Annotated in this window: 20 protein-coding genes and 1 pseudogene; 8 read left to right on the plus strand and 13 right to left on the minus strand. The window is 62.9% G+C overall.

Annotated elements, in window-relative coordinates:
• Positions 1 to 328: 328 nt before the first annotated feature.
• The 9 genes from AC19YT_RS25985 to gliR all read right to left on the minus strand — a co-directional run bounded on the left by AC19YT_RS25985 (position 329) and on the right by gliR (position 8,647).
• On the minus strand, positions 329 to 1,570 hold the full coding sequence (locus AC19YT_RS25985; RefSeq protein ID WP_500611279.1) for a nucleoside deaminase: 1,242 nt from the start codon (positions 1,568 to 1,570) through the stop codon (positions 329 to 331).
• Between the two features lie 297 nt (positions 1,571 to 1,867).
• Entirely contained in the window at positions 1,868 to 3,097 is a 1,230-nt protein-coding gene (locus AC19YT_RS25990) for a methyltransferase (protein WP_500611280.1), read from the minus strand.
• Complete coding sequence (locus AC19YT_RS25995) at positions 3,078 to 3,767, minus strand: ABC transporter permease (RefSeq protein WP_095108807.1); 690 nt, start codon at positions 3,765 to 3,767, stop codon at positions 3,078 to 3,080. The genes AC19YT_RS25990 and AC19YT_RS25995 overlap by 20 nt, the downstream gene beginning before the upstream one ends.
• Positions 3,764 to 4,459, minus strand: coding sequence for an ABC transporter permease (locus AC19YT_RS26000; RefSeq protein WP_500599575.1), 696 nt, complete (start codon positions 4,457 to 4,459; stop codon positions 3,764 to 3,766). Before AC19YT_RS26000 ends, AC19YT_RS25995 begins: the two co-directional genes overlap by 4 nt.
• A 72-nt stretch (positions 4,460 to 4,531) precedes the next feature.
• Positions 4,532 to 5,284, minus strand: coding sequence for an ABC transporter substrate-binding protein (locus tag AC19YT_RS26005; protein ID WP_095108809.1), 753 nt, complete (start codon positions 5,282 to 5,284; stop codon positions 4,532 to 4,534).
• 13 nt (positions 5,285 to 5,297) lie between these two features.
• On the minus strand, positions 5,298 to 6,071 hold the full coding sequence (locus tag AC19YT_RS26010) for an ABC transporter ATP-binding protein (protein WP_095108810.1): 774 nt from the start codon (positions 6,069 to 6,071) through the stop codon (positions 5,298 to 5,300).
• Between the two features lie 377 nt (positions 6,072 to 6,448).
• The gene (locus tag AC19YT_RS26015; RefSeq protein ID WP_095108811.1) at positions 6,449 to 6,889 is read right to left on the minus strand and encodes a hypothetical protein; all 441 of its coding nucleotides are present in this window, start codon (positions 6,887 to 6,889) and stop codon (positions 6,449 to 6,451) included.
• Positions 6,890 to 6,894: 5 nt separating this feature from the next.
• Complete coding sequence (locus tag AC19YT_RS26020) at positions 6,895 to 7,314, minus strand: hypothetical protein (RefSeq protein ID WP_095108812.1); 420 nt, start codon at positions 7,312 to 7,314, stop codon at positions 6,895 to 6,897.
• 325 nt (positions 7,315 to 7,639) lie between these two features.
• Positions 7,640 to 8,647: an AraC family transcriptional regulator GliR gene (gene gliR, locus AC19YT_RS26025; protein ID WP_095108813.1), complete on the minus strand. Its 1,008-nt coding sequence runs from the start codon at positions 8,645 to 8,647 to the stop codon at positions 7,640 to 7,642.
• A 243-nt stretch (positions 8,648 to 8,890) separates the two neighbouring features.
• Here gliR and AC19YT_RS26030 point away from each other — a divergent pair, with 243 nt between their 5' ends.
• The 6 genes from AC19YT_RS26030 to AC19YT_RS26055 all read left to right on the plus strand — a co-directional run bounded on the left by AC19YT_RS26030 (position 8,891) and on the right by AC19YT_RS26055 (position 18,669).
• Positions 8,891 to 10,486: an FAD-binding oxidoreductase gene (locus tag AC19YT_RS26030; RefSeq protein WP_500611281.1), complete on the plus strand. Its 1,596-nt coding sequence runs from the start codon at positions 8,891 to 8,893 to the stop codon at positions 10,484 to 10,486.
• A 3-nt stretch (positions 10,487 to 10,489) separates the two neighbouring features.
• Entirely contained in the window at positions 10,490 to 12,091 is a 1,602-nt protein-coding gene (locus AC19YT_RS26035; protein WP_500611282.1) for a glycerol-3-phosphate dehydrogenase/oxidase, read from the plus strand.
• A 19-nt stretch (positions 12,092 to 12,110) separates the two neighbouring features.
• Positions 12,111 to 13,670, plus strand: coding sequence for an FGGY-family carbohydrate kinase (locus tag AC19YT_RS26040; RefSeq protein WP_095108816.1), 1,560 nt, complete (start codon positions 12,111 to 12,113; stop codon positions 13,668 to 13,670).
• A gap of 288 nt (positions 13,671 to 13,958) precedes the next feature.
• A complete protein-coding gene (locus tag AC19YT_RS26045; protein ID WP_500611283.1) occupies positions 13,959 to 15,257 on the plus strand; it encodes a phospholipase in 1,299 nt (432 codons plus the stop codon).
• 38 nt (positions 15,258 to 15,295) lie between these two features.
• On the plus strand, positions 15,296 to 17,239 hold the full coding sequence (locus tag AC19YT_RS26050; protein WP_500611284.1) for a DUF1302 domain-containing protein: 1,944 nt from the start codon (positions 15,296 to 15,298) through the stop codon (positions 17,237 to 17,239).
• A 56-nt stretch (positions 17,240 to 17,295) separates the two neighbouring features.
• Positions 17,296 to 18,669, plus strand: coding sequence for a DUF1329 domain-containing protein (locus AC19YT_RS26055; protein WP_095108819.1), 1,374 nt, complete (start codon positions 17,296 to 17,298; stop codon positions 18,667 to 18,669).
• Positions 18,670 to 19,053: 384 nt separating this feature from the next.
• Here the strand turns inward: AC19YT_RS26055 and AC19YT_RS26060 are convergent, their stop codons facing one another.
• Positions 19,054 to 19,302, minus strand: a complete 249-nt coding sequence (locus AC19YT_RS26060; RefSeq protein ID WP_500611285.1) for a helix-turn-helix domain-containing protein — start codon at positions 19,300 to 19,302, stop codon at positions 19,054 to 19,056.
• Between the two features lie 213 nt (positions 19,303 to 19,515).
• Between AC19YT_RS26060 and AC19YT_RS26065 the strand changes: the two genes are divergently transcribed.
• Positions 19,516 to 20,175 (plus strand): hypothetical protein, encoded by a 660-nt coding sequence (locus tag AC19YT_RS26065; protein ID WP_500611286.1) that lies wholly within the window; start codon positions 19,516 to 19,518, stop codon positions 20,173 to 20,175.
• 61 nt (positions 20,176 to 20,236) lie between these two features.
• On the opposite strand, the gene AC19YT_RS26070 is transcribed toward AC19YT_RS26065, so the two are convergent.
• Together AC19YT_RS26070 and AC19YT_RS26075 are read right to left on the minus strand one after the other, a co-directional pair.
• A complete protein-coding gene (locus AC19YT_RS26070; protein ID WP_500611287.1) occupies positions 20,237 to 20,857 on the minus strand; it encodes a hypothetical protein in 621 nt (206 codons plus the stop codon).
• Between the two features lie 207 nt (positions 20,858 to 21,064).
• Complete coding sequence (locus AC19YT_RS26075) at positions 21,065 to 22,054, minus strand: sensor domain-containing diguanylate cyclase (protein WP_500611288.1); 990 nt, start codon at positions 22,052 to 22,054, stop codon at positions 21,065 to 21,067.
• Positions 22,055 to 22,296: 242 nt separating this feature from the next.
• Between AC19YT_RS26075 and AC19YT_RS26080 the strand changes: the two genes are divergently transcribed.
• Positions 22,297 to 22,692 carry a hypothetical protein gene (locus AC19YT_RS26080; RefSeq protein ID WP_500611289.1) on the plus strand — a complete coding sequence of 132 codons (396 nt, stop codon included), beginning with the start codon at positions 22,297 to 22,299 and terminating at the stop codon, positions 22,690 to 22,692.
• Between the two features lie 2 nt (positions 22,693 to 22,694).
• Here the strand turns inward: AC19YT_RS26080 and AC19YT_RS26085 are convergent.
• A pseudogene (locus AC19YT_RS26085) lies at positions 22,695 to 22,810 on the minus strand (IS30 family transposase); the annotation flags it as partial.

Raw genomic sequence — 22,810 nt, forward strand, 5'->3', positions numbered from 1 at the left:
TTCTTTTCGGTCACTTGATTGACCGCTTGTATTTTGAATTCTTCGGGGTAACGCGGGTTGCTCATGGCACCTCCTAATTGGCCTCAGTTTAAGGCAAAGAGGTGTCTACGAAACTAGGGGCGATTCAGAGCAAGGTTTTTGAAGGTGAGGAAGAAGTCCTCACCCATGACGCCGATACGCTCAGCCGTTTTGATGCTGAGCAAATCAAATCATGAGCAAAGTTGTGCTTCAACCGCCGAACCTCGGCCGTCAATTGGGGAGGATTTATATCGTCATCGTGACAGTGAAGGCCAGCCCACCTTTTACGGCGAGCCGGCCATTTCTTGGGTCAAACCCCGTTTTTCACCGCATCGATCAGCCCCTGGTCCAGCACTTGGGCCGGGGCGACTTGTACGCTTTGGGTATAGAACGGCGGCAAGCTCTGGGCCAGGGTGGCGAGTTGTTGGGGGGTGGTGTTGGTCGGTGGTAGGACGTATTGCAGGTTGGAAGGGTAGCTCTGTGGCACGGGGCCTTCCATCGTTGAGCCGTAGGCGCCGAAGGTCATTACGGCTTGTGGGGTGCTGGGGTCCGGGGCGTAGAGGAAGACGAAGGTGCCGTATTTTGGGTGGGTCAGGTATTGCGCTGCTTCGGCGCGCACGGCTGGGTCGGGGTCGTTCATCAGGGTCCAGCGCAGCAGGGCGTAGCCGCGGGTGGTTTGCATGAATGCGGTTTTGATCGGGGACTGGTTTTCCGCGCCGCCCAGGCAGGCGATCAGGTTGCCGAAGGGGTCGAGCAGGGCGACGGCGTTGAAGCTGTCGGCGTTTTGCGCGGTGTTGAGCAGCGGTTGGGCCAGGGTAGCGCCGGGGTCGCGCGGGTTCGGGCAGGTGACGGTGAGGGCGTAGGGGCTCAGTTGGGTCAGGGCTTGGCGCACCTTGCTGTGGGCCGGGAGCGTGGCCGGGTTTTGCAGTTGTGCGGGCGGCAGGCCGCTGTTGTTGCTGGCGTCGCGCACGGTGTTGACGCTGGCGTTGAAGATGGAGGCGGTGAGGTAGTAGGCCGCGCTGTCGATGGTCTGTTGGCTGAATACCGGGCTGTTGGCGCCTTGGTAGGCGCGGCTGACCGGCGCGGCGATGGCGTAGTAGCCCCAGCTGTTCTGCGCCTGCTGGCGCACCGCTGGCGGCAGGGTGGGGAAGCTGAAGGCGCTGTTGTAGTTGATGCCGGCATAGTCGTCGATGGCGCTGACGGCCACGTTGAAACCGGCGGTGAGCAGGGAGCCGGCGCACATGGCGCAAGGGTCCAGGGTAGTGACCACGGTCAGTTGCGCGGGCGCGGGCAGGTTCATCGCGACGCGGTTTTCAAAGTACCAGTCCACCAGTTGCCGCTCGCCGTGGGCGGTCGGGTCGTGGGGCAGGAAGTAGGGCTGCGCGGCGCCCGGAAAGGGCATCAGGACGTTGTTGTGCATGGCGACGATCACGTTGCCGGTGGCGTTGTCGATGATGGCGCCGCCGACGGCGAAGGTCTGTTGCAGGGCGGCGTCGATGGCCTGGTTGGCGACCAGTTCGACGGCTTGTTGCGCACTGTTCACTGTGCTCATGGGTGTTGCGCTCCTTGCGGTGGGCGCCAGGGATCTCTGGCGTCTGAACACCATAGCTGAGCTTTGCAAGGGTGCTTATGACGTTTCGCTAGAGTGCTTATGCACAACGGGTGGGCCAAGTGCGCGGATTTGCCGCGGTTTTGTGGAGCGGTTCGCATTGGGGCCTAACTAACTGTTTTTGCGCCTTTTTATTTTATGAACAAAAAATGACCAGGCTTGATTTACGTCGCAACGCCAGGGATTTACAGGCTTGCCTGAAAAACCATCAACAGAGTTATCCACAGGCTGTGCGGCAGATCAGTCGCGTTCGGCCAGCACCAATAAGTTGCGTGGGGTCAAGGGCGCAGGGCAGAACTGCCCGAGGCGCACGCGGTAGCCGCGCTCCTGCAAAAACAAGGCCCGATCCAGCACCAACCACAGTTCCAGTGGGCGGCGGAACAGGCCCCGCAGCAGTTCTAGGTTGCGCACGTGGGCCAGGCGTTGCCAGCCGGCGGCTTCCAGGGCTGGCCAGTCTTGTTCGGGCACTGTGGATAAGTGCTTGAGGGCGGCCAGGTCGCGGCAGTAGTCGGCAAAGGGTTTGGCCAGCCAAGCGGCGGATAGGGACGGTGTGGGCAGGTAGTCGTCGCTGGCGCGCAGTTGCCGTTGCAGCAGGTCGAAGGCCAGGCGCCGGGCCATGGAGGTGTCGCGCTGGCGTCGGACTCGTGCCCCAGCGGTGACGGTTTCGCTCATCGGCAGCGCCAGATCTTCCAGCGAAAGTTGTAGGGCAGAGGCCTGGGCCGCTGCTGAAAGGGCTTGGTAGCGCTCGCCCTGGATGCGGTTGTAGCAGCACGGGGCGATGGCCAGTTGCCCACAGCCTGCGGCGTTGGCGAGTTGCATCAGGCGCACATGCAGGTCGCCGCAGGCGTGCAAGGCCACTGGGGTGTGGGTGGCATTCAGGCGCAACCCGGCTTTGGCGGCCATGACATCTTGCTGCACGTGGCTGGCTTGCAGCCGATGGCGGGCGCTCAACTGCTGGCCGGCCTCGATCAGCGCCGGGTCGTACTCCAGGCAGGTCAGGTGTTGTCCGGGTTGCAGGAGACGGCGGCCTAAGTGGCCTTTACCGGCGCACCAGTCGAGCCAATGGCTGGCGGGGTGCTTGAAGTCCAGGCAGGCGGCGAAGGCTTCGATCTGCTGCCATTTGCGCCCTGGTACATCCACCGCCAGCCGCGCCGCTGCGGGCGTCAACCCGATAACGGGCAGGCTGCCTACCGCGCAGAGTTGGGTTGAACGCTGGGCGAGGTCGGGAAACGGTGCGGGGGCGGCGAGGTGCTGCGGCTGGTTGTGGCTGGCGTCGGCCTCCTCCAGGGAGCGGCCGCGCAGCCACTGGGCCAGCGCTGGGTGGTCGCTTTCCCAGGGCAAGTGGCGGTGGGTGAACGGGCGTGGCCGCCACAGGTCTTGGTGGGCGGTGAGTAAGGCGTCGAGCTCCTGGAACCGAGCGAGCAACTGCTCGCCCTCCAGCACCGTCGGCTCAGCGGCCCTGGCAGGCATCGACGCGTAACCAGCGCTCCAGCAGTTTGAAGCCGCGCACCAGCATGTAGGACATCAGCAGGTAGAACATGCCTGCCGCGAAGAAGATCTCCACCGGCAGGTAGGTGCGGGCAATGATGGTGCGCGCCATGCCGGTCAGTTCCAGCAGGGTGACGGTGCTGGCCAGGGCGCTGGCCTTGAGCATCAGGATCACTTCGTTGCTGTAGGCCGGCAGGCCGATGCGCGCCGCGCGCGGCAGGATGATGTAGAACAGCGCCTTGGGCCGCGACATGCCCAAGGCCCGCGCCGCTTCGATTTCGCCGGGCGGAATGGCTTGGATGGCGCCGCGCAGGATCTCGGCAATGTAGGCGGCGGTGTGCAGGGTCATGGTCGCGGTGGCGCACCAGAACGGATCGCGCAGGTACGGCCACAGGGCGCTGGCGCGCACCGCGTCGAACTGTGCCAGGCCGTAGTAGACCAAAAACAGCTGCACCAGCAGCGGCGTGCCGCGGAAGAAGAAAATGTAGGCATAGGGCAGGGCGCGCACGTACCACAGGCGTGACGAGCGGGCGATGCCTAGCGGGATGGCCAGCAGCAGCCCGACGATGACAGCGATGGCTACCAGTTCCAGGGTCAGCGTGGCGCCCTGGGCCAGTTTCGGCAGCCACTTGATGATGACTTCCCAATTCATTGCGTGCCCCTCGCGAAGCCGCGTGCGGCGCGTTTTTCCAGGAAATGCATGCCGATCATGGCCAGCACGGTCAGGCCCAGGTACATGAAGGCGGCGACCATATAGAAAGTGAACGGCTGCTTAGTGAAGGTCACGCCGTTTTGCGCGTGGCGCATGATTTCTTCCAGGCCAATTACCGACACCAGTGCGGTGTCTTTCATCAGGATCATGAACAGGTTGCCCAGCCCCGGCAGGGCGATGCGCCACATCTGCGGCAGGATCAAGCGGGTGAAGATGCGAAATTTCGACAGGCCCAAGGCCACGCCGGCTTCACGGTGGCCCTTGGGGATGGCCAGGATCGCGCCGCGGAACACCTCGGTGGCGTAGGCGCCAAAACACAGGCCCAGGGCAATCACACCGGCAGCGAAGGCGTTGAGGGCGAGGTCGGGGTTGCCGAACCATTCGCCGATCATGCGCATCAGGTTGACGGTGCCGAAGTAAATCAGCAGGACCCACAGCAGTTCCGGGATGCCGCGAACCAGGGTCGAGTACGTGCCGCCCAGCCATTGCAGGGGCTTGTACGGGGAAGTCTTGGCCAAGGCGCCGGCCAGACCGAGCACCAGCCCCAGGCATAGCGCCGTGAGTGCCAGTTTGACGGTCATCAGCGCGCCCGCGGCAAGCGCCGGGCCGAATCCGTAGAGATCGATATTCATGGGTTTTTATTCATACCGCGGCAGGTTTGCCGGCAACCGGCGCCACGGGGGCGCCGGTGGGGCAAGTCAGTATCAGTAGATGCTGAACGGGAAGTACTTGTCGTTGATCTTCTTGTAGGTGCCGTCGGCGATGATTTCCTTCAGCGCGGCATTGAGCTTGTCACGCAGCGGGTCGCCCTTGCGCACGGCAATGCCGATTTCGTCGCTTTCCAGCACGGGCTCGCCCTTGAACTCATAGTTTTTGCCGGCATCGGACTTGAGCCAGTCGTAGTTGACGTACTTGTCGGCCAGGATGCCATCGACGCGCCCGGAGGTCAGGTCCAGGTAGGCGTTTTCCTGGGTGTCGTAGAGACTGACTTTGATGTCGCCGCCGTAGTTATCTTCCAGCCAGGTGCCGGCCAGGGTGGCGCGCTGGGTGCCGATGGTCTTGCCCTTGAGGGAGGCCTTGTCGGTTTTGAAGTCGACGTTTTTCGGCGCGATGAATTGCAGCTTGTTGGAGTAGTAGCGGTCGGTGAAGTCAACGGCCTGCTTACGCTCGTCGGTGATCGACAGCGAGGACACCAGGAAGTCGAACTTCTTGCTGTTCAGGGCCGGGATGATGCCGTCCCAGTCGGAGGTGACCACTTCGCACTCGGCTTTCATCTTGGCGCACAGGGCGTCGCCGATGTCTTTGTCAAAGCCCACGACCTGGCCGCTGGCATCCTTGTTGTTGAACGGCGGGTAGGCCGCTTCGATGCCCATCTTGAGTTTTTCGGCGGCCATCGCGTTGGCCGAGAACACCAGCGTGGCGGCAGCGGCCAGGAGGAATTTCTTATAGCTCTGCATGCGTGTAGCTCCGTTAGCGGTTGCTGGACATGAATTGTTTGCAGCGCGCCGAAAGCGGGTTATCGAACACCTGCTGTGGCGATCCTTGCTCTTCGATCAGGCCTTGGTGAAGGAACACCACTTCACTGGACACCTGGCGGGCAAAGCCCATCTCGTGGGTGACCAGCAGCATAGTGCGACCTTCTTCGGCCAGTGCGCGGATCACACTAAGTACTTCCTGAACCATTTCCGGGTCAAGGGCTGAGGTGGGTTCGTCGAACAAAATGACTTTCGGCTGCATGGCCAGGGTGCGGGCAATGGCCGCGCGTTGCTGCTGGCCGCCGGAGAGTTGCGCCGGGTAGGCGTGGCGCTTGTCGCCGATGCCGACCTTGGCCAGCAGGGCTTCGGCGACCTCGGTGGCCTCGGCCTTGCTTTGCCCCAAGACCCGGCGCGGCGCCTCGATGATGTTGTCGAGCACGCTCATGTGGGGCCAGAGGTTGAAATTCTGGAAGACAAAGCCGATTTCGCTGCGCATGCGGTTGATTTGCTTGCCGTCGGCGGCGATCAGCTCGCCGTTTTTCGCGGCCTTGAGCTTGAGCTCTTCGCCGGCGACAAAAATTTGGCCCTGGTGAGGGTTTTCCAGCAGGTTGATGCAGCGCAGGAAGGTGGACTTACCGGAACCGGAGGAACCCAGGATCGAGATCACGTCGCCGTCGCGTGCGGTCAGCGAAACCCCCTTGAGGACTTCCAGCGAGCCGTAGCGTTTGTGCAAGTTGCGGATTTCAAGCGCGGGCGCGGCCTGGGCCATGTGCGGTCCTCATTGTCTGTTGTGCTCCTGCTGTTGGGCGGCCTTCCTGGCGTGGCGCCAAGCTAGCATAGCGTTCGAATGACAGCCAACAGCCCCGCGCGGCGGAAACGACCAGGGTGCGGCAGGTTGTCGCATCGGCACAGCAGACTGTCGCGCCATCAACAACCGAACACCTGTTTGAACCGTTTTACGGCGGGTGTCGCGTAAAAAAGGTCGCGATGGTGCCAGCTTTGGGCGGGTGTTGGAAGCGTTAAGGGGGCAAAGGTGCGTCTGTGGGGGGCTTTGTGGGAGCAGCCGTAGGAGCCTGGCTTGCCGGCGATAGCGATTGTGAGGCCGCCATCGCGGGCAGGCCCGCTCCCACAGATGCCAGTGCAGGGTTATTGCACCGCTTCCAGCGCCTGGCGGTAGGTGTCCAGGGCGGTGCTGATGTCGGCGATCACTTGCGGGTCTTCGAGCCAGCGCTGGGCGCTCTCGCGGTCGAGGTTGTCGAGCCACATGCGGTAGTCGATCAGCATGTCGGCAGCCAGGTGGGTGGCGGCCATGGCTTCGTCGTCGGCGTTTTCCAGGTCCAGCAGGTCTGGGTGGTCATTGATGATGGCGCTCAGGGAGTTGAGCAGCTCCATCAGCATTTCGTGGCGGCCGCTGGTTTCGGCTTCGCGCATGCGGGCGAACATATCCAGCAGGTACTGGGGCATCGGCTCGCCGGGGGCGTTCGGGTCGTCGTGCATGGCGATCGGCGTGCGGCCATTGATGCGCAGTTGCTTGGCTTTGGCCTTGGCGCGCTTGGCGCGTTTTTGCTGCTTATTGACAGATGCCATTGGGCTTAATCCGCTTGCTGTAGGTTGGCGGCCGCGAGCTCTTGCGAGGCGGCGACGTAGTCGGTCTGGAACTGCGCGGACTCGATCCACGCCAGGGCGCTTTCCTCGTCTTCGCCGGTGGTCCACTGCCGGTATTCGAGCAGGGCGCCGATGATGAAGTCGGTGGCGGTCTCCTCACCTTCCTGCTCCACCACCAGGGCGAGCAATGGGTGGGCCAGGAACACCGTGCACATCGCCTGCTGGCTGACGCTCTGGGCGGCGCGCATGAGGTCGAACAACTCGCTCAGGTCCACCGATTCGAAATCGATGCGCGAGTCGTTTGGGTCCAGGTTATCGGTGCTGGGCGCCGTGCGCTGGGCGCGGTTCTGCTTGGCTTTGGTCTTGGCGCGTTGGGCGCGTTTGTGCTGCTTGTTTGCCGATGCCATGGGCATGGGGTCCTGTAGGTGGCGCGAAGGCGAGCATTGAAACGCAGGTGAGGCGAAATCCCAAGGCTTTATGGCGTGAGCGGTGGTTCAGCGCGGGCGATCCTGTTGTGCCTGCCGTAGCCGGCTCGGCCGTGCCTTGCTGTTCGTATTCGACAATCTGCCGGCCAATTTGCCAGCAGTTTGTACCTGCAACACATCAACGACGCGCCAGGCTTGCTGGCGTGCCTGGCGGATCAGTTCGCCCAGGTGCGGCAGTAACGGCCTACAGGGTGTGCTGCCCAACGGCACTGAAAAAAGCCAAAGTTTGCGGCTGGTACTGCCCCGCTCACCCCTGCCGATATTCCCCCGGCGTCAGTTGGGTGCGGCTTTTGAAGGCGCGGTGGAAGGAGCGTGGTTCGGTGAAGCCCAGGTAGTGGGCGATGTCCTGGATCGGCAGGTCGCTGTGGCGCAGGTAGTGTTCGGCCAGCTCCTGGCGCAGGTCGTCGAGGATCTGCTGGTAGCTGGTACCGGCCTGTTGCAGTTGGCGTTGCAGGGTGCGCACGGTCATGGCGAATTGTTCGGCGACCCGTTCCTTGCGCGGCAGGCCGTCCTTGAGCAGTTGGCGCAGGGCGTTTTTCACCCGCAGCGGCAGCGGCGCGTCCACCAGTTCGGCCATCAGCCCCAGAGCGTGTTCTTCGAGGGTGCGCAGCAGGTTGGGGTCGGCCTGGCGCAGGGGCAGTTGCAGGTACGCCAGGGGCACCAGCAGGGCGGAGCAGGGTTGCCCGAACAGCACCGGGCAGCCGAAAAAATCCTCGTATTGCTCAAGGCGCGTGCCGGCCGGCAGCGGGTGCTCCAGCCACACCGCGCCGGGGGACACCTGGGTGTCGGCGATCCAGCGGGCGTAGAGCATCCACGAGGCCAGCACGCTTTCGATCATGTGCCGGCGCACCTGGGGCGGTTGGTGGCGGCAGTCCCACGCCAGGCGCACATGGTCGGCACCGGCCTCGATGCGGCTGGTGCCCATGTCGCCCACCAGTTTCTCGAACGGCTCGATGCGGCTCATGGCTTCGCCCAGGGTCGCGCAGTTCATGGTGATGTAGCCCAGCACGCTCCAGGAATTGGGCAGCACATAACGCGCCGAGTGCAGGCCGAACAGTGGGTCGCCCGAGGCCTGGCACAGGTGCTCGAGCAGCCGTTCGTGGGCCTCGTTGGGCACGCGCAGGGTGTTGTCGTTCAGTTGCTCGGCGCGCAGGCCCGAGGCGTCGAGCGCAGGCGTGATGGCCACGCCCAGTTGTTCGGCATGGCGCAGGTACTTGAGCAGGGGCGGGATCGAGGTAAAGCCGAGGGGCTGCATGATCGTATTCCTGGCGACGAGTCGTTCGGGTGTCCACGTCCGGGTAATGGGGCTTATGCGCAGCGGGTGAGCTCGTCAGCGCTCTGAAAGGTAATGGCAAACCGCGACTAAAGTAAATGGCGCACCCGCGCTGACTTAATTGGCTACTCCATCTGTCCCGATGGGACAGTCCCGCCCCGCTGGCGGCTGGCTAGTATGGGCGCCAGACGAACGATCCAATAAGAACAGCAAAGGAAGACACGCATGCGACGCTGGAATGGCTGGGGCGAAGAAAGCACAGTGGTGGAACTGCCGGCCCACGGTGCGGCGTTTCTCGCCCAGCGTGTGGGCACCGGGCGGGCACTGCCGGACGCGACCCTGGAACAGGCCCTGGTGCAGGTGCCGCCCTCGCGCCTGGCCGCACACCCCCTATACAGCCTGCAAGCCCAGGATCGCCTGCTCCACGCCCGCGGCCAGAGCCTGCCCGATTGGCTGGCCCTGCGCGAAGGCAAGCCGGGCCTCTACCCGGACGCCGTGGCCTACCCGCAAAGCGCCGCCCAGGTGCGCGAGTTGCTGGCCCTGGCGGCTGAGCGCGACCTGTGCCTGATCCCTTACGGCGGCGGCACCTCGGTGGCCGGGCACATCAACCCGCTGCACGGCCCGCGCCCGGTGGTCACGGTGTCGCTGGCGCGGATGAATCGCTTGCTCGACCTCGACGAACAAAGCCTGATCGCCACCTTCGAGCCCGGCGCCACCGGCCCGCAAGTGGAAAGCCAATTGCGCGCCCGCGGCTACACCCTCGGCCACTTTCCGCAATCGTGGGAGCTGTCGACCCTGGGCGGCTGGGTCGCCAGCCGTTCCAGCGGCCAGCAATCGCTGCGCTACGGGCGCATCGAGCAACTGTTCGCTGGCGGCACCCTGGAAACCTTCGCCGGGTCGTTGCAGATCCCCGCGTTCCCGGCCTCAGCGGCGGGGCCGGACTTGCGCGAGGTGGTGCTCGGCAGCGAAGGGCGCTTCGGGATCATTTCCCAGGTCAAGGTGCGGGTCACTGCGCTGGCCGACGACGAGCGCTTTTACGGCGTGTTCCTGCCCGACTGGCCCAGGGCCTTGCAGGCGATCCGCCATCTGGCCCAGGCGCGGGTGCCGCTGTCGATGCTGCGCCTGTCCAATGCCGTGGAAACCGAAACCCAACTGGCCCTGGCCGGGCACCCGCGCCAGATCGCCTGGCTGGAGAAGTACCTGAGCTTGCGCGGCGCCAGCGCGGGCAAGTGCCTGCTGACCTTCGGCGTGACTGGCGAGCGGCGCCAGAATGCGCTGTCCCTGGCCCAGGCCAAGCGCCACCTCAAGGCGTTCGGCGGGGTGTTCACCGGCACCTTGCTGGGTAACAAGTGGGCGCAGAACCGCTTTCGCTTTCCGTACCTGCGCGAGAACCTGTGGAACGCCGGTTACGTAGTCGACACCCTGGAAACCGCCACCGATTGGAGCAACGTCGACAACCTGCTGAACAAGGTCGAAAGCAGCCTGCGCGATTGCCTGGCCGCCGAGGGCGAGCAGGTGCATGTGTTCACCCACCTGTCCCACGTCTATGGCCAGGGTTCGAGCATCTACACCAGCTACGTGTTCCGCCCGGCGGCGGACTACCCGGCCACCCTGGCGCGCTGGCAGGCGTTGAAGCACGCCGCCAGCCAAACCATCGTCGACAACCACGGCACCATCAGCCACCAGCACGGCGTGGGCAAGGACCACGCGCCCTACCTGGTGCGCGAGAAGGGCGCCCTGGCCATCGCCGCGTTGCACAGCCTGGGCGAGCACTTCGACCCGCAAGGGCGCCTTAACCCTGGCACCCTGCTGGAGCAATGACCGATGACTGCCTGGAACGCCCATTGGCGTGACGCCACCCTGGCGACCCTGGCCGCGCAACCCTGGGACTTGATCGTCATCGGTGGCGGCATCAGCGGCGCCGGCATCCTGCGTGAAGCGGCGCGCCGGGGCTGGCGTTGCCTGCTGCTGGAGCAACGCGACTTTGCCTGGGGCACCTCGAGCCGGTCCTCGAAAATGGTCCACGGCGGCTTGCGCTACATCGCCAGCGGCCAATGGCGCCTGACCCGCGATTCGGTGCGCGAACGCCAGCGCCTGCTGGACGAAGCGCCGGGGCTGGTGGACGCCATGGGCTTCGTGATGCCCCATTACCGCGGCGCTTTCCCCGGGCCGCGGGTGTTTGGCGGCCTGCTGACGGTGTACGACGCCCTCGCCGGGCGGCGCAACCACCGCTTTGTCAGCGCGCCGCAACTGCATTTCCTCGCCCCCGGGGTCAAGGCGCCGGGGCTGTTGGGCGGCTCCTGTTTTGTCGATGCCTTGACCGACGACGCACGGCTGGTCATGCGTGTGCTGGCCGAGGCCCGAGCCGACGGCGCGTGTGTGGTCAACGGTGTGCAGGTGACCGGCCTGCTGCGCGAAAACGGCAGGGTCTGCGGCGTGCAGGCCCAGGACAGCGAAAGCGGCGCGGCCCTGACCCTGGGCTGCCGCATGTTGGCGGTAGCCACCGGCGCCTGGGCCGAACGCCTGCGCCCGCCCAGCGCAGGCAGCCAATTGCGGCCCCTGCGCGGCAGCCATTTGCTGGTGCCGGGTTGGCGCCTGCCGGTGGCCCAGGCGTTGAGCTTTATTCACGCCCAGGACCGGCGCCCGGTGTTTGTCTTCCCCTGGGAAGGCGCGACGGTGATCGGCACCACCGACCTGGACCACCGCGAAGACCTCGACCAGAGCGCAAGCATCAGCACCGACGAAGTGCAGTACCTGCTGGCCGCGTGTGCCCAGCAGTTCCCCCAGGCGCGGGTGACGGCCCAAGACGTGCTGTCCACCTGGTCCGGCGTGCGCCCGGTGGTCGGCAGCGGCGCGGGCAAACCGTCGAATGCAACCCGCGAGCACGTGCTGTGGCGCGAGCCGGGTTGCGTGACCCTGGCTGGCGGCAAACTGACCACGTTCCGCCCGCAAGCCATCGAGGTGCTGCGCGCCTGCGCCGAGGAACTGGGGCGCAGCGTCGAGGATGACGGCGCGCCCGTGTTCGCCCCGGTGCCGGCCCTGGAAATCCCGGGCCTGAACCCCAGCCAATGGCGACGCCTGGCCGGGCGCCATGGCCGTGATCTACCGAGGCTGGCGCAACTGGTGGCGCAATTGGGCAGCGACACCGTGGGCGCGACGGCTACCCTGTGGGCGGAACTGGCCTTCGCCGCCGAACAGGAACTGGTGCTGCACCTGGACGACCTGCTGCTGCGCCGCACGCGCCTGGGCCTGCTGCTGGCCGACGGCGGTGCGGCGTACCTGGGGCAAATCCGCCTCCTGTGCCAACCACGCCTGGGCTGGAACGATGGCCGCTGGGCCGACGAAGAACAGCGCTACCGGGCGCTTTGGCGCAGGTATCACGGCGTCCCGGCCGATGCGCCGCTTTCTACCACCGATTTACTTTGACTGGCTGGCACGGTTCTCCATGAACGACAAAAACTATCTGCTGGCGATCGACAACGGCACCCAGAGCGTGCGGGCCTTGCTGTTTGATCTGCAGGGCAACTTGCTGGGCAAGGGCAAGGTGGAACTGGAGGCCTACTACTCCAAACACCCCGGCTGGGCCGAGCAAGACCCGGATTACTACTGGGCCAAACTGGGCGAGGCCTGCCAGCAGTTGTGGGCGCAGACCGGCGTTGACCGCAGCCAGATCCGCGGGGTGTCCCTGACCACCCAGCGCGGCACCGTGATTAACGTCGATGCCCAGGGCCAGGCCCTGCGCCCGGCGATCCTGTGGCTGGACCAGCGCCAGGCCGAGGTCAAGGGTTCGATCAAAGGCCCGTGGGGCTGGCTGTTCAAGGCCCTCGGCGTGCAAGGCACGGTGGATTACTTTCGCGCCCAGGCCGAGGCCAATTGGGTGGCCCAGCACCAGCCCGACATCTGGAGCAAGACCCACAAACTGCTGCTGCTCTCAGGGTTTCTTACCCACCGCCTGACCGGCAATTTCGTTGACTCGGTGGGCTGCTGCGTGGGCTACCTGCCGTTCGACTACAAACGCCTGCGCTGGGCCGCGCCGCGGGACTGGAAGTGGCAAGCGGTGGCCGTGCGCCCGGAGCAACTGCCCACGCTGCTCAAACCGGGGCAGATCCTGGGCCGCATCAGCGCCGAAGCCAGCCGCCACACCGGCATTCCCGAAGGCCTGGCGCTGATCGCCGCCGGTGCCGACAAGGCTTGCGAAGTGCTTGGCAGCGGGGTGATCGATGCGTCTACCGCGTGCCTGTCCTACGGCACCACGGCGACCATCACCACCACCCGCTCGCGTTACCTGGAAACCGTGCCGCTGATCCCGCCCTACCCGGCGGCGGTGCCGGACCACTTCAACTGCGAGGTGATGATTTATCGTGGCTATTGGATGGTCAGTTGGTTCAAGCGTGAATTCGGCCTGCGCGAAGTGCAGCAGGCCCGCGAGCAAGGGCTGGAGCCGGAGCAGTTGTTCGATGCGCTGGTCAACGCGGTGCCGCCCGGGTCCATGGGCCTGACCCTGCAACCCTACTGGTCGCCGGGCATCCGCGAGCCGGGTACGGAGGCCAAGGGCGCGATGATCGGTTTTGGCGACGTGCACACCCGCGCGCACATTTACCGGGCGATCCTCGAAGGCTTGGCCTATGCCCTGCGCCAGGGCAAGGAACGCATCGAGAAGCGTTCGGGCACCCCGGTCACGCGCCTGCGGGTGGCGGGCGGCGGCTCCCAGAGCGACGCGGCGATGCAACTGACGGCGGACATTTTCGGCCTGCCCGCCGAACGCCCGCACGTCTATGAAGCTTCCGGCCTGGGTGCGGCGATTGCCTGCGCGGTGGGCCTGGGCCTGCACGCGGATTTTGCCACCGCCATCGCCGCCATGACCCGCATTGGCGACGTCTTCGAGCCCGACCCCCAGGCCCAGCGCACCTACGAGCGCTTGTACAAGGAGGTTTACCTGCGCATGTACCGCCAGCTCAAACCGCTGTACCAGAGCATCCGCGACATCACCGGCTACCCGGCGTGATACCCGGGCAGGTGTGGGGGCCCCACACCTGCTGTGGGCTGCAACCCAACCTCAAAAAACCATGCCCCCGTGTGAGCGAGCCCTGCTCGCGATAGCCGTGGATCAGCCAACACCGGAGCTGAATGTGCCGCTGCCATCGCGAGCAGGCTCGCTTCCACCGTTACCCTGCGCCGCTTTGGCATGGCGCTATCGGTGAGTTTTTTTGGCGGGATCGGACAGTGCCGGTCTGGGGGGCGGTTGTTAGGCTCGGTTGCACTGCCGGTTCATCCAAATAAGAGCGAAAAGCCGATGAAGTTGCCGTTTGTGATCGCCCTGCTGGGGCTTGCCGGGTTTGCTCCCGGTGCGTGGGGGTGGTCCAACCATACGTTGGGCAGTTACCTGGCCTTGCAGGACGTTGCCCCGTTGCGCGAGGCGCCCACAGTGGAAGTCGAGCCCTTGGAGCAATTCCTCGCCCAAGAGCACACGGGCCTGGTGGCGCTGCTGCAAGCCCAGGAAAGCTTCGCCCGCGAGCACTTCGCCGATTACCCGCCGCGCCCGGACGACCTGGCCCTGACCACCACCCCGGCGAGCGACCCGCGCCGTGCGTTCCTCATGGCGTTGCGCGTCAACCCGCAGATCCACCTGGCGCTGATGTTCCAGCCGTTGCCCGGCCAGGACGAGCCCGCGCGCGGCCACCTCAAACCCAGCCAAGTGATGGTGGCGCAGACCCTCTCGCCCTGGGCCACCCAGCGTTTTATCGCCCTGGCGCCGGGGGAGCAGATCGCGCCACTGGCGGTGCTGGCCACGGCGGCGGACGAACCCGACTACGGCCACGACATCAACCTGTTCAGCGACAACCCCGGCGAAGTTGGCGCGCTCTACGGTTTTGGCGTGCAGTCGTTCGGCGACGAGCGCTTTGAGTACAGTTCCCAGGCGCCGTTCCACATCGGCTTTTTCCACGAAAGCGCGGTGATCTACGCCGGCGCGCCGTTCCTCAAGCGCAGTTGGCCGGATTGGCGCATCTACCAGTATTTCGACCTGGCGCGGTTCGCCTTCGCCACCGGCCACCCCTACTGGGGCTACCGCTTCCTCGGCTGGGGCCTGCATTACGTGCAAGACCTGACCCAGCCCTACCACGCCACGCCGCTGCCGGGTGCCGACCTGGCGGGCATGTTGCTGATGGAAGGCAAGGCCCTGGCCGGGTTCGACAGCGAGAAAAAAGCCGCCATCGCCCGGGTCGCCACCCGCCACACCGAAGTGGAGAAATACCAGGGCGCGTGGCTGGAGCAATTGCTGCTGGCCAAGGCGCCGCACCCGATGCTCGCCGCTTACGCCGACACCGCCCGCGACGCCACGTACCCGCCCTACAGCACGGCCTATGCCCGCGACGTGGTGGCCGCCCAAGCCAATGCCCAGGCTGCCGCGTTCGACGAGGCCATCGGCCAGTGGCTGGCGGCGTCCGGCGGGGTGCAGGGCTTTAGCCAGGGCAATCAGCTACAGCGGCAAACCTACGACCACGAACCGCTCAACAGCCAGTTGGTCGAGCTGCTGCGGCACATGGGTGTCCACAGTCGCAATTTCGTCAGGGCCGGCATGGGCGCGCACTGACTACTCAACAGAACAGGTCCGAACAGGAGATAACAACAATGACAATCGGTTTGCGGCGACAGGGCAGTGTGGGGTTGGGGCTGGCGGGGTTACTGTGCGCGGCGCAGGGCACCCAGGCCATGGAGTTCAGCGTGCTGGGCAACGAGGTCAAGGGTTCGTTCGACAGCACCCTGTCGTACGGCCAGCTCTGGCGGGTGCAGGGGCGCGAGCAGAGCAATGATGACGTCAACACCAATGACGGCAACCGTAACTTCGATACCGGCATGGTTTCCGAGGTGTACAAGATCACCTCCGAGCTGGAGGCGACTTACCAGAACTACGGCCTGTTCGTGCGCGGCACCGCGTTCTACGACAGCCAGATCATGGACAAGCGCAACGACTACAAGCAAAACAACAACCCGTCCCAGCCCAGCCAAAGCTACCCCAACGACGACCGCTTCACCGACCAGACCCGCGACATCGCCGGCCATCACGTCGAAATCCTCGACTCTTACGTCTACGGCAACTGGGATGTGGGCGACCTGCCCGTGACCGCGCGCCTGGGGCGCCAGGTGTTCAACTGGGGCGAAGGGCTGTTCTACCGCGGCGGCGTCAACACCACCAACCCGGTGGATGCGGCCAAGTACCGCTTGCCCGGCGCCGAGGTCAAGGAAGTGCTGATGCCGGTAGAGGCGGTGAGCTTCAACATCGGCCTGAGCGACAACCTGACCCTGGAAAGCTTCTACCAGTGGAACTGGAAAGAAACCCGTATCGACCCGGTGGGCACTTTCTACGCGCAAACCGACCTGTTCGCCGACGGCGGGCGCACCGGCTACAACGACTTCAGCGGCACCGCCCTGGACACCCCGGTGCCGGTGTTCGGCAACGTCATCGGCCTGTACCAGGGCCTGGGCAACAACCCGGCGCTGGCCAGCGCCCTGGGCAGCACCGGGCTGTATGCCAACGGCGTGACCCCGGCCTACGGCAACACCCTGAAGGTCGCCTCCATCGGCCGCGACTACAACGCCCGTAACGACGGCCAGTACGGTTTCGCCATGCGCTACATCGCCGAAGAACTCAACAGCACCGAGTTCGGCATGTACCTGGTCAACTACCACGCCAAGGAACCGACCATCGCCGCCAACCTGGGCGGCTACAAAGGCATCGACATGGATGCCCTGACCGATATGCTCCGTGGCCTCGCCGGCGCCCAGGCCCAGGCGCTCGCCAATGGCCTGGCCACCGCCGACGTGATGGGCAACATCCAGGCCCACCGCAACTACGCCGAAGACATCCGCATGTACGGCCTGAGCTTCAACACCACCCTGGGCAAGGCCTCGGTGTTCGGTGAAGTGGCCTACCGGCCGAACCTGCCCATCGGCGTGGCGGCCACCAACGACCTGATCGGCGACCTGGCCAACGGCGCGGCTGCGGCTGCGGCGGGGCAAGCGGTGAACATCGGCGGGCAATGGGTGACCCTGGACAGCAACATCGATAACTCCGAGCGGGTCGAGGCGTTCAACACGTCCCTGGGCACCATCTACAACTTCGGCCCGAGCGTGGGCTTCGACTCGCTGTTCGGCATCTTCGAGCTGGCCACCGAGCACCTGCGCGGCAGCAGCCTGAAGTACAGCGCGTGGGATGGCAGCACCCGCCACTACGCGGGCACCGGTAACTACTCCTACGTATCTGGCGGGGAGAAGGACGATCAGGTCAGCGCCAACTCCTACGGCTACACCCTGATGTTCAACGGCACCTGGAACGACGTGTACGCCGGGGTCAACGTCTCGCCCTACGCGGTCTACAAGGACGACTTCAAGGGCAACTCCTACCAGGCCGGCAACTTCATCGAAGGCCGCAAGGCTTACACCCTGGGGGTCAAAGCCACCTACCAGAACAAGCTGGAGGCCGAACTGCAATACACCGAGTTCTACGGCGGCGGGCAAAACAACGGCATCCGCGACCGCGACAACATCGGTTTCAACCTCAAGTACTTCCTGTGAGTGTTCCGGCAGCAGTGCGCCGGGCCCATGGCCGTTATCCGTTTTGGAGTCTTTCCATGTTCAAGCAACACACCCTGATGAACGCCGCCCTGGCGCTGGCCCTGAGCGCGTGCGCCGGCCAGGCGTTGGCGGCGGTCAGTGCGCAGCAGGCGCAGCAACTCAAAACCACCCTCACGCCTTTGGGCGCCGAGCGCGCGGGGAACGCGGCGGGCACCATCCCGGCGTGGGACGGTGGCATCACCCAGGCGCCCAAGGGCTACGAGCCGGGCAAGCACCACATCGATCCGTTCGCCGCCGACAAACCGCTGTTCACCATCACCAAGGCCAACCTGGAGCAATACAGGGGCCAGCTCACCGTGGGCCAGATCGCCCTGTTCAACAGCTACCCGGACAGCTTCCAGATGCCGGTCTACCCCAGCCGCCGCTCCGGCGCGGCGCCGCAATGGGTGTACGACAACACGTTCAAGAACGCCACCAGCGCCACTTTGCTTGAAGGCGGCAACGGCTTTGCCGGGGCCTATGGCGGGGTGCCGTTTCCGATCCCGGCGGATGGGGTGAGCGCGCTGTGGAACCACGTCACCCGCTATCGCGGTACCTACGTGGTGCGCCGCGCCTCGGAAGTGCCGGTGCAGCGTAACGGCAGCTTCTCGTTGGTCACCTCCCAGCAGGAAGCGCTGTTCAACTACTACCGCAAGGACGGCGCCTTCACGGACCTGAAAAACGTGCTGTTCTACTACCTGGCCTTCGTCAAGAGCCCGGCGCGCCTGGCCGGGGGCGCAGCCCTGGTGCACGAAACCCTGGACCAGATCAAAGAGCCGCGCCAGGCCTGGATCTACGACGCCGGCCAGCGCCGCGTGCGCCGCGCGCCGAACCTGGCCTACGACACGCCCATCGCCGCCTCCGATGGCCTGCGCACCGCCGACGACACCGACATGTACAACGGCGCGCCGGACCGTTACGACTGGAAATTGGTGGGCAAGAAGGAAATCTACATCCCGTACAACAACTACAAAGTCTCCAGCCCCGACGTGAAGTACGCCGACCTGCTCAAGCCCGGCCACCTCAACCCGCAGTACACCCGCTACGAGCTGCACCGGGTGTGGGTGGTGGAAGGCACCCTCAAGCCGACGGCGCGGCACATCTACTCCAAGCGTGTGTTGTTTCTCGATGAGGACAGTTGGGGTGCGGCGGTGGTCGACCAGTACGATGGCCGAGGCGAGCTGTGGCGGGTGTCGATGGCGTACCTGAAGAACTTCTACGACCTGCCCACCACCTGGAGCGCCCTGGACGTCTTCCACGACCTGCAAGCACGGCGCTACTACGTACAGAACCTGGACAACGAAGAAACCCAGACCGTGGACTTCGCCCAGCCCGTGCCGCCGGATTCGTACTTCATGCCGTCGGCCTTGCGCCTGCGGGGTACGCGCTAAGCCCAAGGCTGCGCCCGGGCCTGAAAAGGCCTGGGCGCGCCAGTAAGCGAAGAGAAGAAGGGAACCCAAACCGCAGAAAGCAAAAAACCCGCACTAGGCGGGTTTTTTGTGTGCTTCGGATGATGTTTGCACCACCTGAAGCTAATTAAGTGGTGCCAGAGACAGAATCGAACTGTTGGCTGTGGGCTGCGTATTATCTGGAGTTGTTAGTGGATTTTGTTTCTATCTACTCACAAATCTACTCGCTTTTTACTTTGCTGCCCCTCAGTCGGTCGTTTTCTCCCTCTCGCTCATGGGCGGCTTTTCTTCCGATCAGCGTCAGGCTTAATCGATTGCCGGAGGAGCATCAGCCATAGTTGACTGGCCAACTCCAGAGGAAGGCGGTCACCGGTTACGTTGTTGATCGTCAGTAGGTTGTAGCAAGTCCACAACATCCACGTCGAGTGCGAAAGCCAAACGTTCCAAACCATCAATGCTGATGTTGGTGACGCAGCGTTCTAGTTGAGAAACGTAGGTGCGGTGAAAGTCGGCAAGCTCTGCTGCTTTTTCCTGGCTTAGTCCGCGCTCAAGGCGCAGGCGCTTGAGGTTGCCAGATATGCGATGCCGAGCGGAGGTGGGGGAGGCAGATGTCATGCTTGATAGGGTGCCTGCCCCTCGTGTTAGCATCTACAGAGTATAGATCTACTGGTTTTGAATCTCTTTTGCTTGTGCCATTTGAGCGGGAACGCCGCTGCTCCCATGGCACCCCTAGTATGTTCTTGGTGAGTGCTAATCGTTCTCCTCCATGGTAGGCAGCGACAAGCTCACTGCGCGTTTTCAGTTGTCCGATCATTCAGGAAGAAAGAAATGAAGATTATTTTTGCTGCTGGAGCATTTGCGCTTTTGGCTGGCTGTGCCTCCGGCACGATTAACACGCTAAGTGCAGATCGTTACGAATGCAGTGCCATCGGGAGTTTTTTTGATTTCTCAGCGGACAATGCGATCGAAACTTGCCGTAGAAAAATCGACCAGTTCTGTCAAGGCAATGGCGCCCCACCCGTAATTGGTAAAGTAACGTCTGAGCCATCTGGAATGGCTCGTTACGCAAAGGCTGATTTGAATTTCCAGTGCATCAGCGCGAAGGATGAAGATCTAAAACAACAGCAAATGGCCGACACCAAAAGGCAGCAAATGAAGGCGAATATTCAGAACGCCAAAGCAACATGTCAGCAGGACTTCGGGTTCACGCCAAACACCCCTGAATTTGGCAATTGCTTGCTTCAGCTGCAGCAGCAGAGTGCTGAAGATAAGCGTGAAGAGTTGTCCAGTGCCGCAAGTGATGAGCGTACAGAGGCTGCTTTGGCTCAACAGCGGCGAGAGGCTTCAGATAAAAATGCCATGGGAGCCATCCAGATGATCAACGACAGCAATAATCAAAACCTTGATCGGATGAATAATGCAGCCAGCAAGAACATAAGTTGTACAAGCTCTTCTTACGGGTCAATGGTCCAGACAAATTGCCACTAAGCCTACTGGTCGTGAACGCTGCGATCGCCCATTGGCGGCTGACTCATTCGGTGTGGGTGAGTCAGCGTTGAAATAGTGCCGCACCCAACGTGCCCAATCTGCGGTCGATGCTGGCGAGCATGGCCTCTGCGTCTGCCAGGGCGCCGGCATCCACTTGCTTGAGTAGTGCAATTTTGCGGTTGAAAGTCCGCCAGTGCATACCCTTTGGCTTACATATGTACTCGGCTGGCATGGATAAAAATCCCTCATCACAACCGAGGCGGCGGCGCAGACTCCACGAGCGATCGGCAGCTCGGTCGCGCGTACTGACCTGCTGGCTCGCATAGTTCAAGCGCCAGCAGTGGCGGCAGGCAAACACGACGCCACCGTACAACTTTGCTACTCGGCGGCCACAGCTTGGGCAGCTAAACCATGGGCGACTGCCGCCTAGGTGACAAGACGTCCAGACTACCGGCACAACGTAGTCCTTCGCCTCTACTTGGCCCCTGCTCGTGGCCTGATAGCACAGGTGCAGCCGGGTCAAGCTTTCGACAGTGACGCCAATTTTCGCCCGCACTCCGCCGTCGCGTGACCATTGCCAATTACCGCTCCAGCCAGCCACCAGCACACCGGCACGATGCAGTGCTCGAACGTCGAGCGCTCGGTAATCCTCGGTCGCGTCTTTTTCCTTACGTCTGCTCATTTAGTGAACCTAAATCAATTGGGAAATTGAACAGGTGTTTTCGTCCTGCGCCCCCTCAAATTGAGGTTCAGGGGATGGTTGGGTCATTGCACGGACTTGCCCACCCATTTGCATTCGACCTGACCAGTCATTTGCATCGAATTTGACCAGCACGATTCGTGGACATGACCGGCAGAGAACGACCCTTAGCAGAAGCTCACAGGTTCTCTATGAATGACTGGTAATACTTTCAACTGCAGACGAGCACGCAACCTCCTCCAACTGCACATGTTCAATGCGGTGCCGTCCATTGTTTTTAGCCGCATATAGCTGCTGGTCTACGGCTTTGATGAAGTCTGTAGGCTTTTCCCTCTCACCTGGCACCACCGAGCCCGCTCCTATGCTGACAGTGAGGCGGTGGCCATGTGGCGACAGCGCATGCACGATGGACTGCTTCTGAATCAACCGCTGGCAGCGGTCAGCAACTTTAAGCGCCACCTCGGCACCGGCTTCGGGCAGCAGCACGACAAACTCTTCGCCTCCATAGCGAGCCACAAGGTCGCGAGGGCCATCCAACGCCAAACTCAGCGTCTGGGCGATCGCTATCAAACATTTGTCGCCTTGAATATGGCCGTACAAATCGTTGTACTGCTTGAAAAAATCGACGTCAAAAAACAGCAGAGACAGGGGCTGGCACTCGCGGCGCGCACGTTCCCACTCCAACTCGAAACAGCTATCGAAGCGGCGGCGGTTGGCGATATTCGTCAAACCGTCCTTGAACGAAAGCACCTCTAGCTCTTTCTGCAAGCTCAGCAGTTGGTCCTCGGTCTTCTTGCGTTCGCTAATGTCAAACATGAAGCCGATCAGTGCTTCGACCTCGCCCCTGTCATTGCGCACCACGTGCACAACGTCGCGAATCCACACATAGCCGTTGTCCTTGGTCAGCGCTCGGTAGTCCGCCTCATGGTCCACGCCAGCCTGGGATTGTGTCACGCAGAAATTCACCACATATTCGCGATCTTCTGGATGCATGCGCATAGCCCAGTCTTCCACGCTCACCCAGCTCTCAGGACTCCAGCCCAGCAACGCCTCGATTTGAGGGCCGATATAGGCGAACTTCATCGAGGTCCAATCAATCTTCCAAGGAATCGCCTTGGTCGACTCCAGCAAGGTTCTGTACACCTCACTGTTATTAATCAACTCGCTTACATCGGACATACACAACAGCCCTCAGATCCATATCAGAAAGCCACTTTAGCCTGAAGCCAGTCAGTCGTGGAAGTTTACTGAGCGACTGTTGCTGGCCGATTTCTGCCTGTCGTGACCGGCAGAAGTCGACCCATTGCGGTCATTCAGTGTGTCTATAAATGTAGTGGTGATTCACCATGGTAGGCTAAGTAAGACAGTTTAAGTGTAACCGAGGGCCCTACAAGGCCCTTTTCAGTGGAAGGGAGTTGTTTGTGCCAAGCAATGACGTTTTCTGGTTCAGGCTCGATAAAAAATTAGTCGCCAGTTTCGACGAGGCCAATCTCGTCGACTTCAACTGGGATGACTATGTGAAATATGACGAAGGTCTGGAGATCAAGCTCAAGGCCAAGAACGTTTCCTATGAAATGGATGGGAAAAAGGATTTCAAGGAATACTCAGAGATTCCTGCCCGGTTAGTGCATTCGAAAGGCGACGCGATTGCCCTTTCGCCGGGGGGCTGGCGTCCGCTGGCCTTCATTCCTAACGGCGCGGTTGTCCTTTTTGACAAAAATGCCTTCGGGACTGTCAAGAACCACATCGACAAAAAAGGAAATGCTCAGCCAAACTCCATTAAGGTGGTGGTAGATTTCTTCCAAAACAGGGCCTGAATTCAACACATAAGTGCAACGCTCACCCCTGTATGCACTTCGTACGGCGTCTTCCAGCCCAAGCGCTTGCGCGGGCGTAGATTGATCCTCGCTACTGTCCGATTGACGGCTTCGACGG

Source organism: Pseudomonas sp. MF08875, assembly GCF_059862525.1.

Excerpts from the sequence above, each read along its gene's own strand:
- AC19YT_RS25985 (WP_500611279.1), bottom strand. The coding sequence starts at position 1,570 with ATGAGCACAGTGAACAGTGCGCAACAAGCCGTCGAACTGGTCGCCAAC.
- AC19YT_RS25990 (WP_500611280.1), bottom strand. The coding sequence starts at position 3,097 with ATGCCTGCCAGGGCCGCTGAGCCGACGGTGCTGGAGGGCGAGCAGTTG.
- AC19YT_RS25995 (WP_095108807.1), bottom strand. The coding sequence starts at position 3,767 with ATGAATTGGGAAGTCATCATCAAGTGGCTGCCGAAACTGGCCCAGGGC.
- AC19YT_RS26000 (WP_500599575.1), bottom strand. The coding sequence starts at position 4,459 with ATGAATATCGATCTCTACGGATTCGGCCCGGCGCTTGCCGCGGGCGCG.
- AC19YT_RS26005 (WP_095108809.1), bottom strand. The coding sequence starts at position 5,284 with ATGCAGAGCTATAAGAAATTCCTCCTGGCCGCTGCCGCCACGCTGGTG.
- AC19YT_RS26010 (WP_095108810.1), bottom strand. The coding sequence starts at position 6,071 with ATGGCCCAGGCCGCGCCCGCGCTTGAAATCCGCAACTTGCACAAACGC.
- AC19YT_RS26015 (WP_095108811.1), bottom strand. The coding sequence starts at position 6,889 with ATGGCATCTGTCAATAAGCAGCAAAAACGCGCCAAGCGCGCCAAGGCC.
- AC19YT_RS26020 (WP_095108812.1), bottom strand. The coding sequence starts at position 7,314 with ATGGCATCGGCAAACAAGCAGCACAAACGCGCCCAACGCGCCAAGACC.
- gliR (WP_095108813.1), bottom strand. The coding sequence starts at position 8,647 with ATGCAGCCCCTCGGCTTTACCTCGATCCCGCCCCTGCTCAAGTACCTG.
- AC19YT_RS26030 (WP_500611281.1), top strand. The coding sequence starts at position 8,891 with ATGCGACGCTGGAATGGCTGGGGCGAAGAAAGCACAGTGGTGGAACTG.
- AC19YT_RS26035 (WP_500611282.1), top strand. The coding sequence starts at position 10,490 with ATGACTGCCTGGAACGCCCATTGGCGTGACGCCACCCTGGCGACCCTG.
- AC19YT_RS26040 (WP_095108816.1), top strand. The coding sequence starts at position 12,111 with ATGAACGACAAAAACTATCTGCTGGCGATCGACAACGGCACCCAGAGC.
- AC19YT_RS26045 (WP_500611283.1), top strand. The coding sequence starts at position 13,959 with ATGAAGTTGCCGTTTGTGATCGCCCTGCTGGGGCTTGCCGGGTTTGCT.
- AC19YT_RS26050 (WP_500611284.1), top strand. The coding sequence starts at position 15,296 with ATGACAATCGGTTTGCGGCGACAGGGCAGTGTGGGGTTGGGGCTGGCG.
- AC19YT_RS26055 (WP_095108819.1), top strand. The coding sequence starts at position 17,296 with ATGTTCAAGCAACACACCCTGATGAACGCCGCCCTGGCGCTGGCCCTG.
- AC19YT_RS26060 (WP_500611285.1), bottom strand. The coding sequence starts at position 19,302 with ATGACATCTGCCTCCCCCACCTCCGCTCGGCATCGCATATCTGGCAAC.
- AC19YT_RS26065 (WP_500611286.1), top strand. The coding sequence starts at position 19,516 with ATGAAGATTATTTTTGCTGCTGGAGCATTTGCGCTTTTGGCTGGCTGT.
- AC19YT_RS26070 (WP_500611287.1), bottom strand. The coding sequence starts at position 20,857 with ATGAGCAGACGTAAGGAAAAAGACGCGACCGAGGATTACCGAGCGCTC.
- AC19YT_RS26075 (WP_500611288.1), bottom strand. The coding sequence starts at position 22,054 with ATGTCCGATGTAAGCGAGTTGATTAATAACAGTGAGGTGTACAGAACC.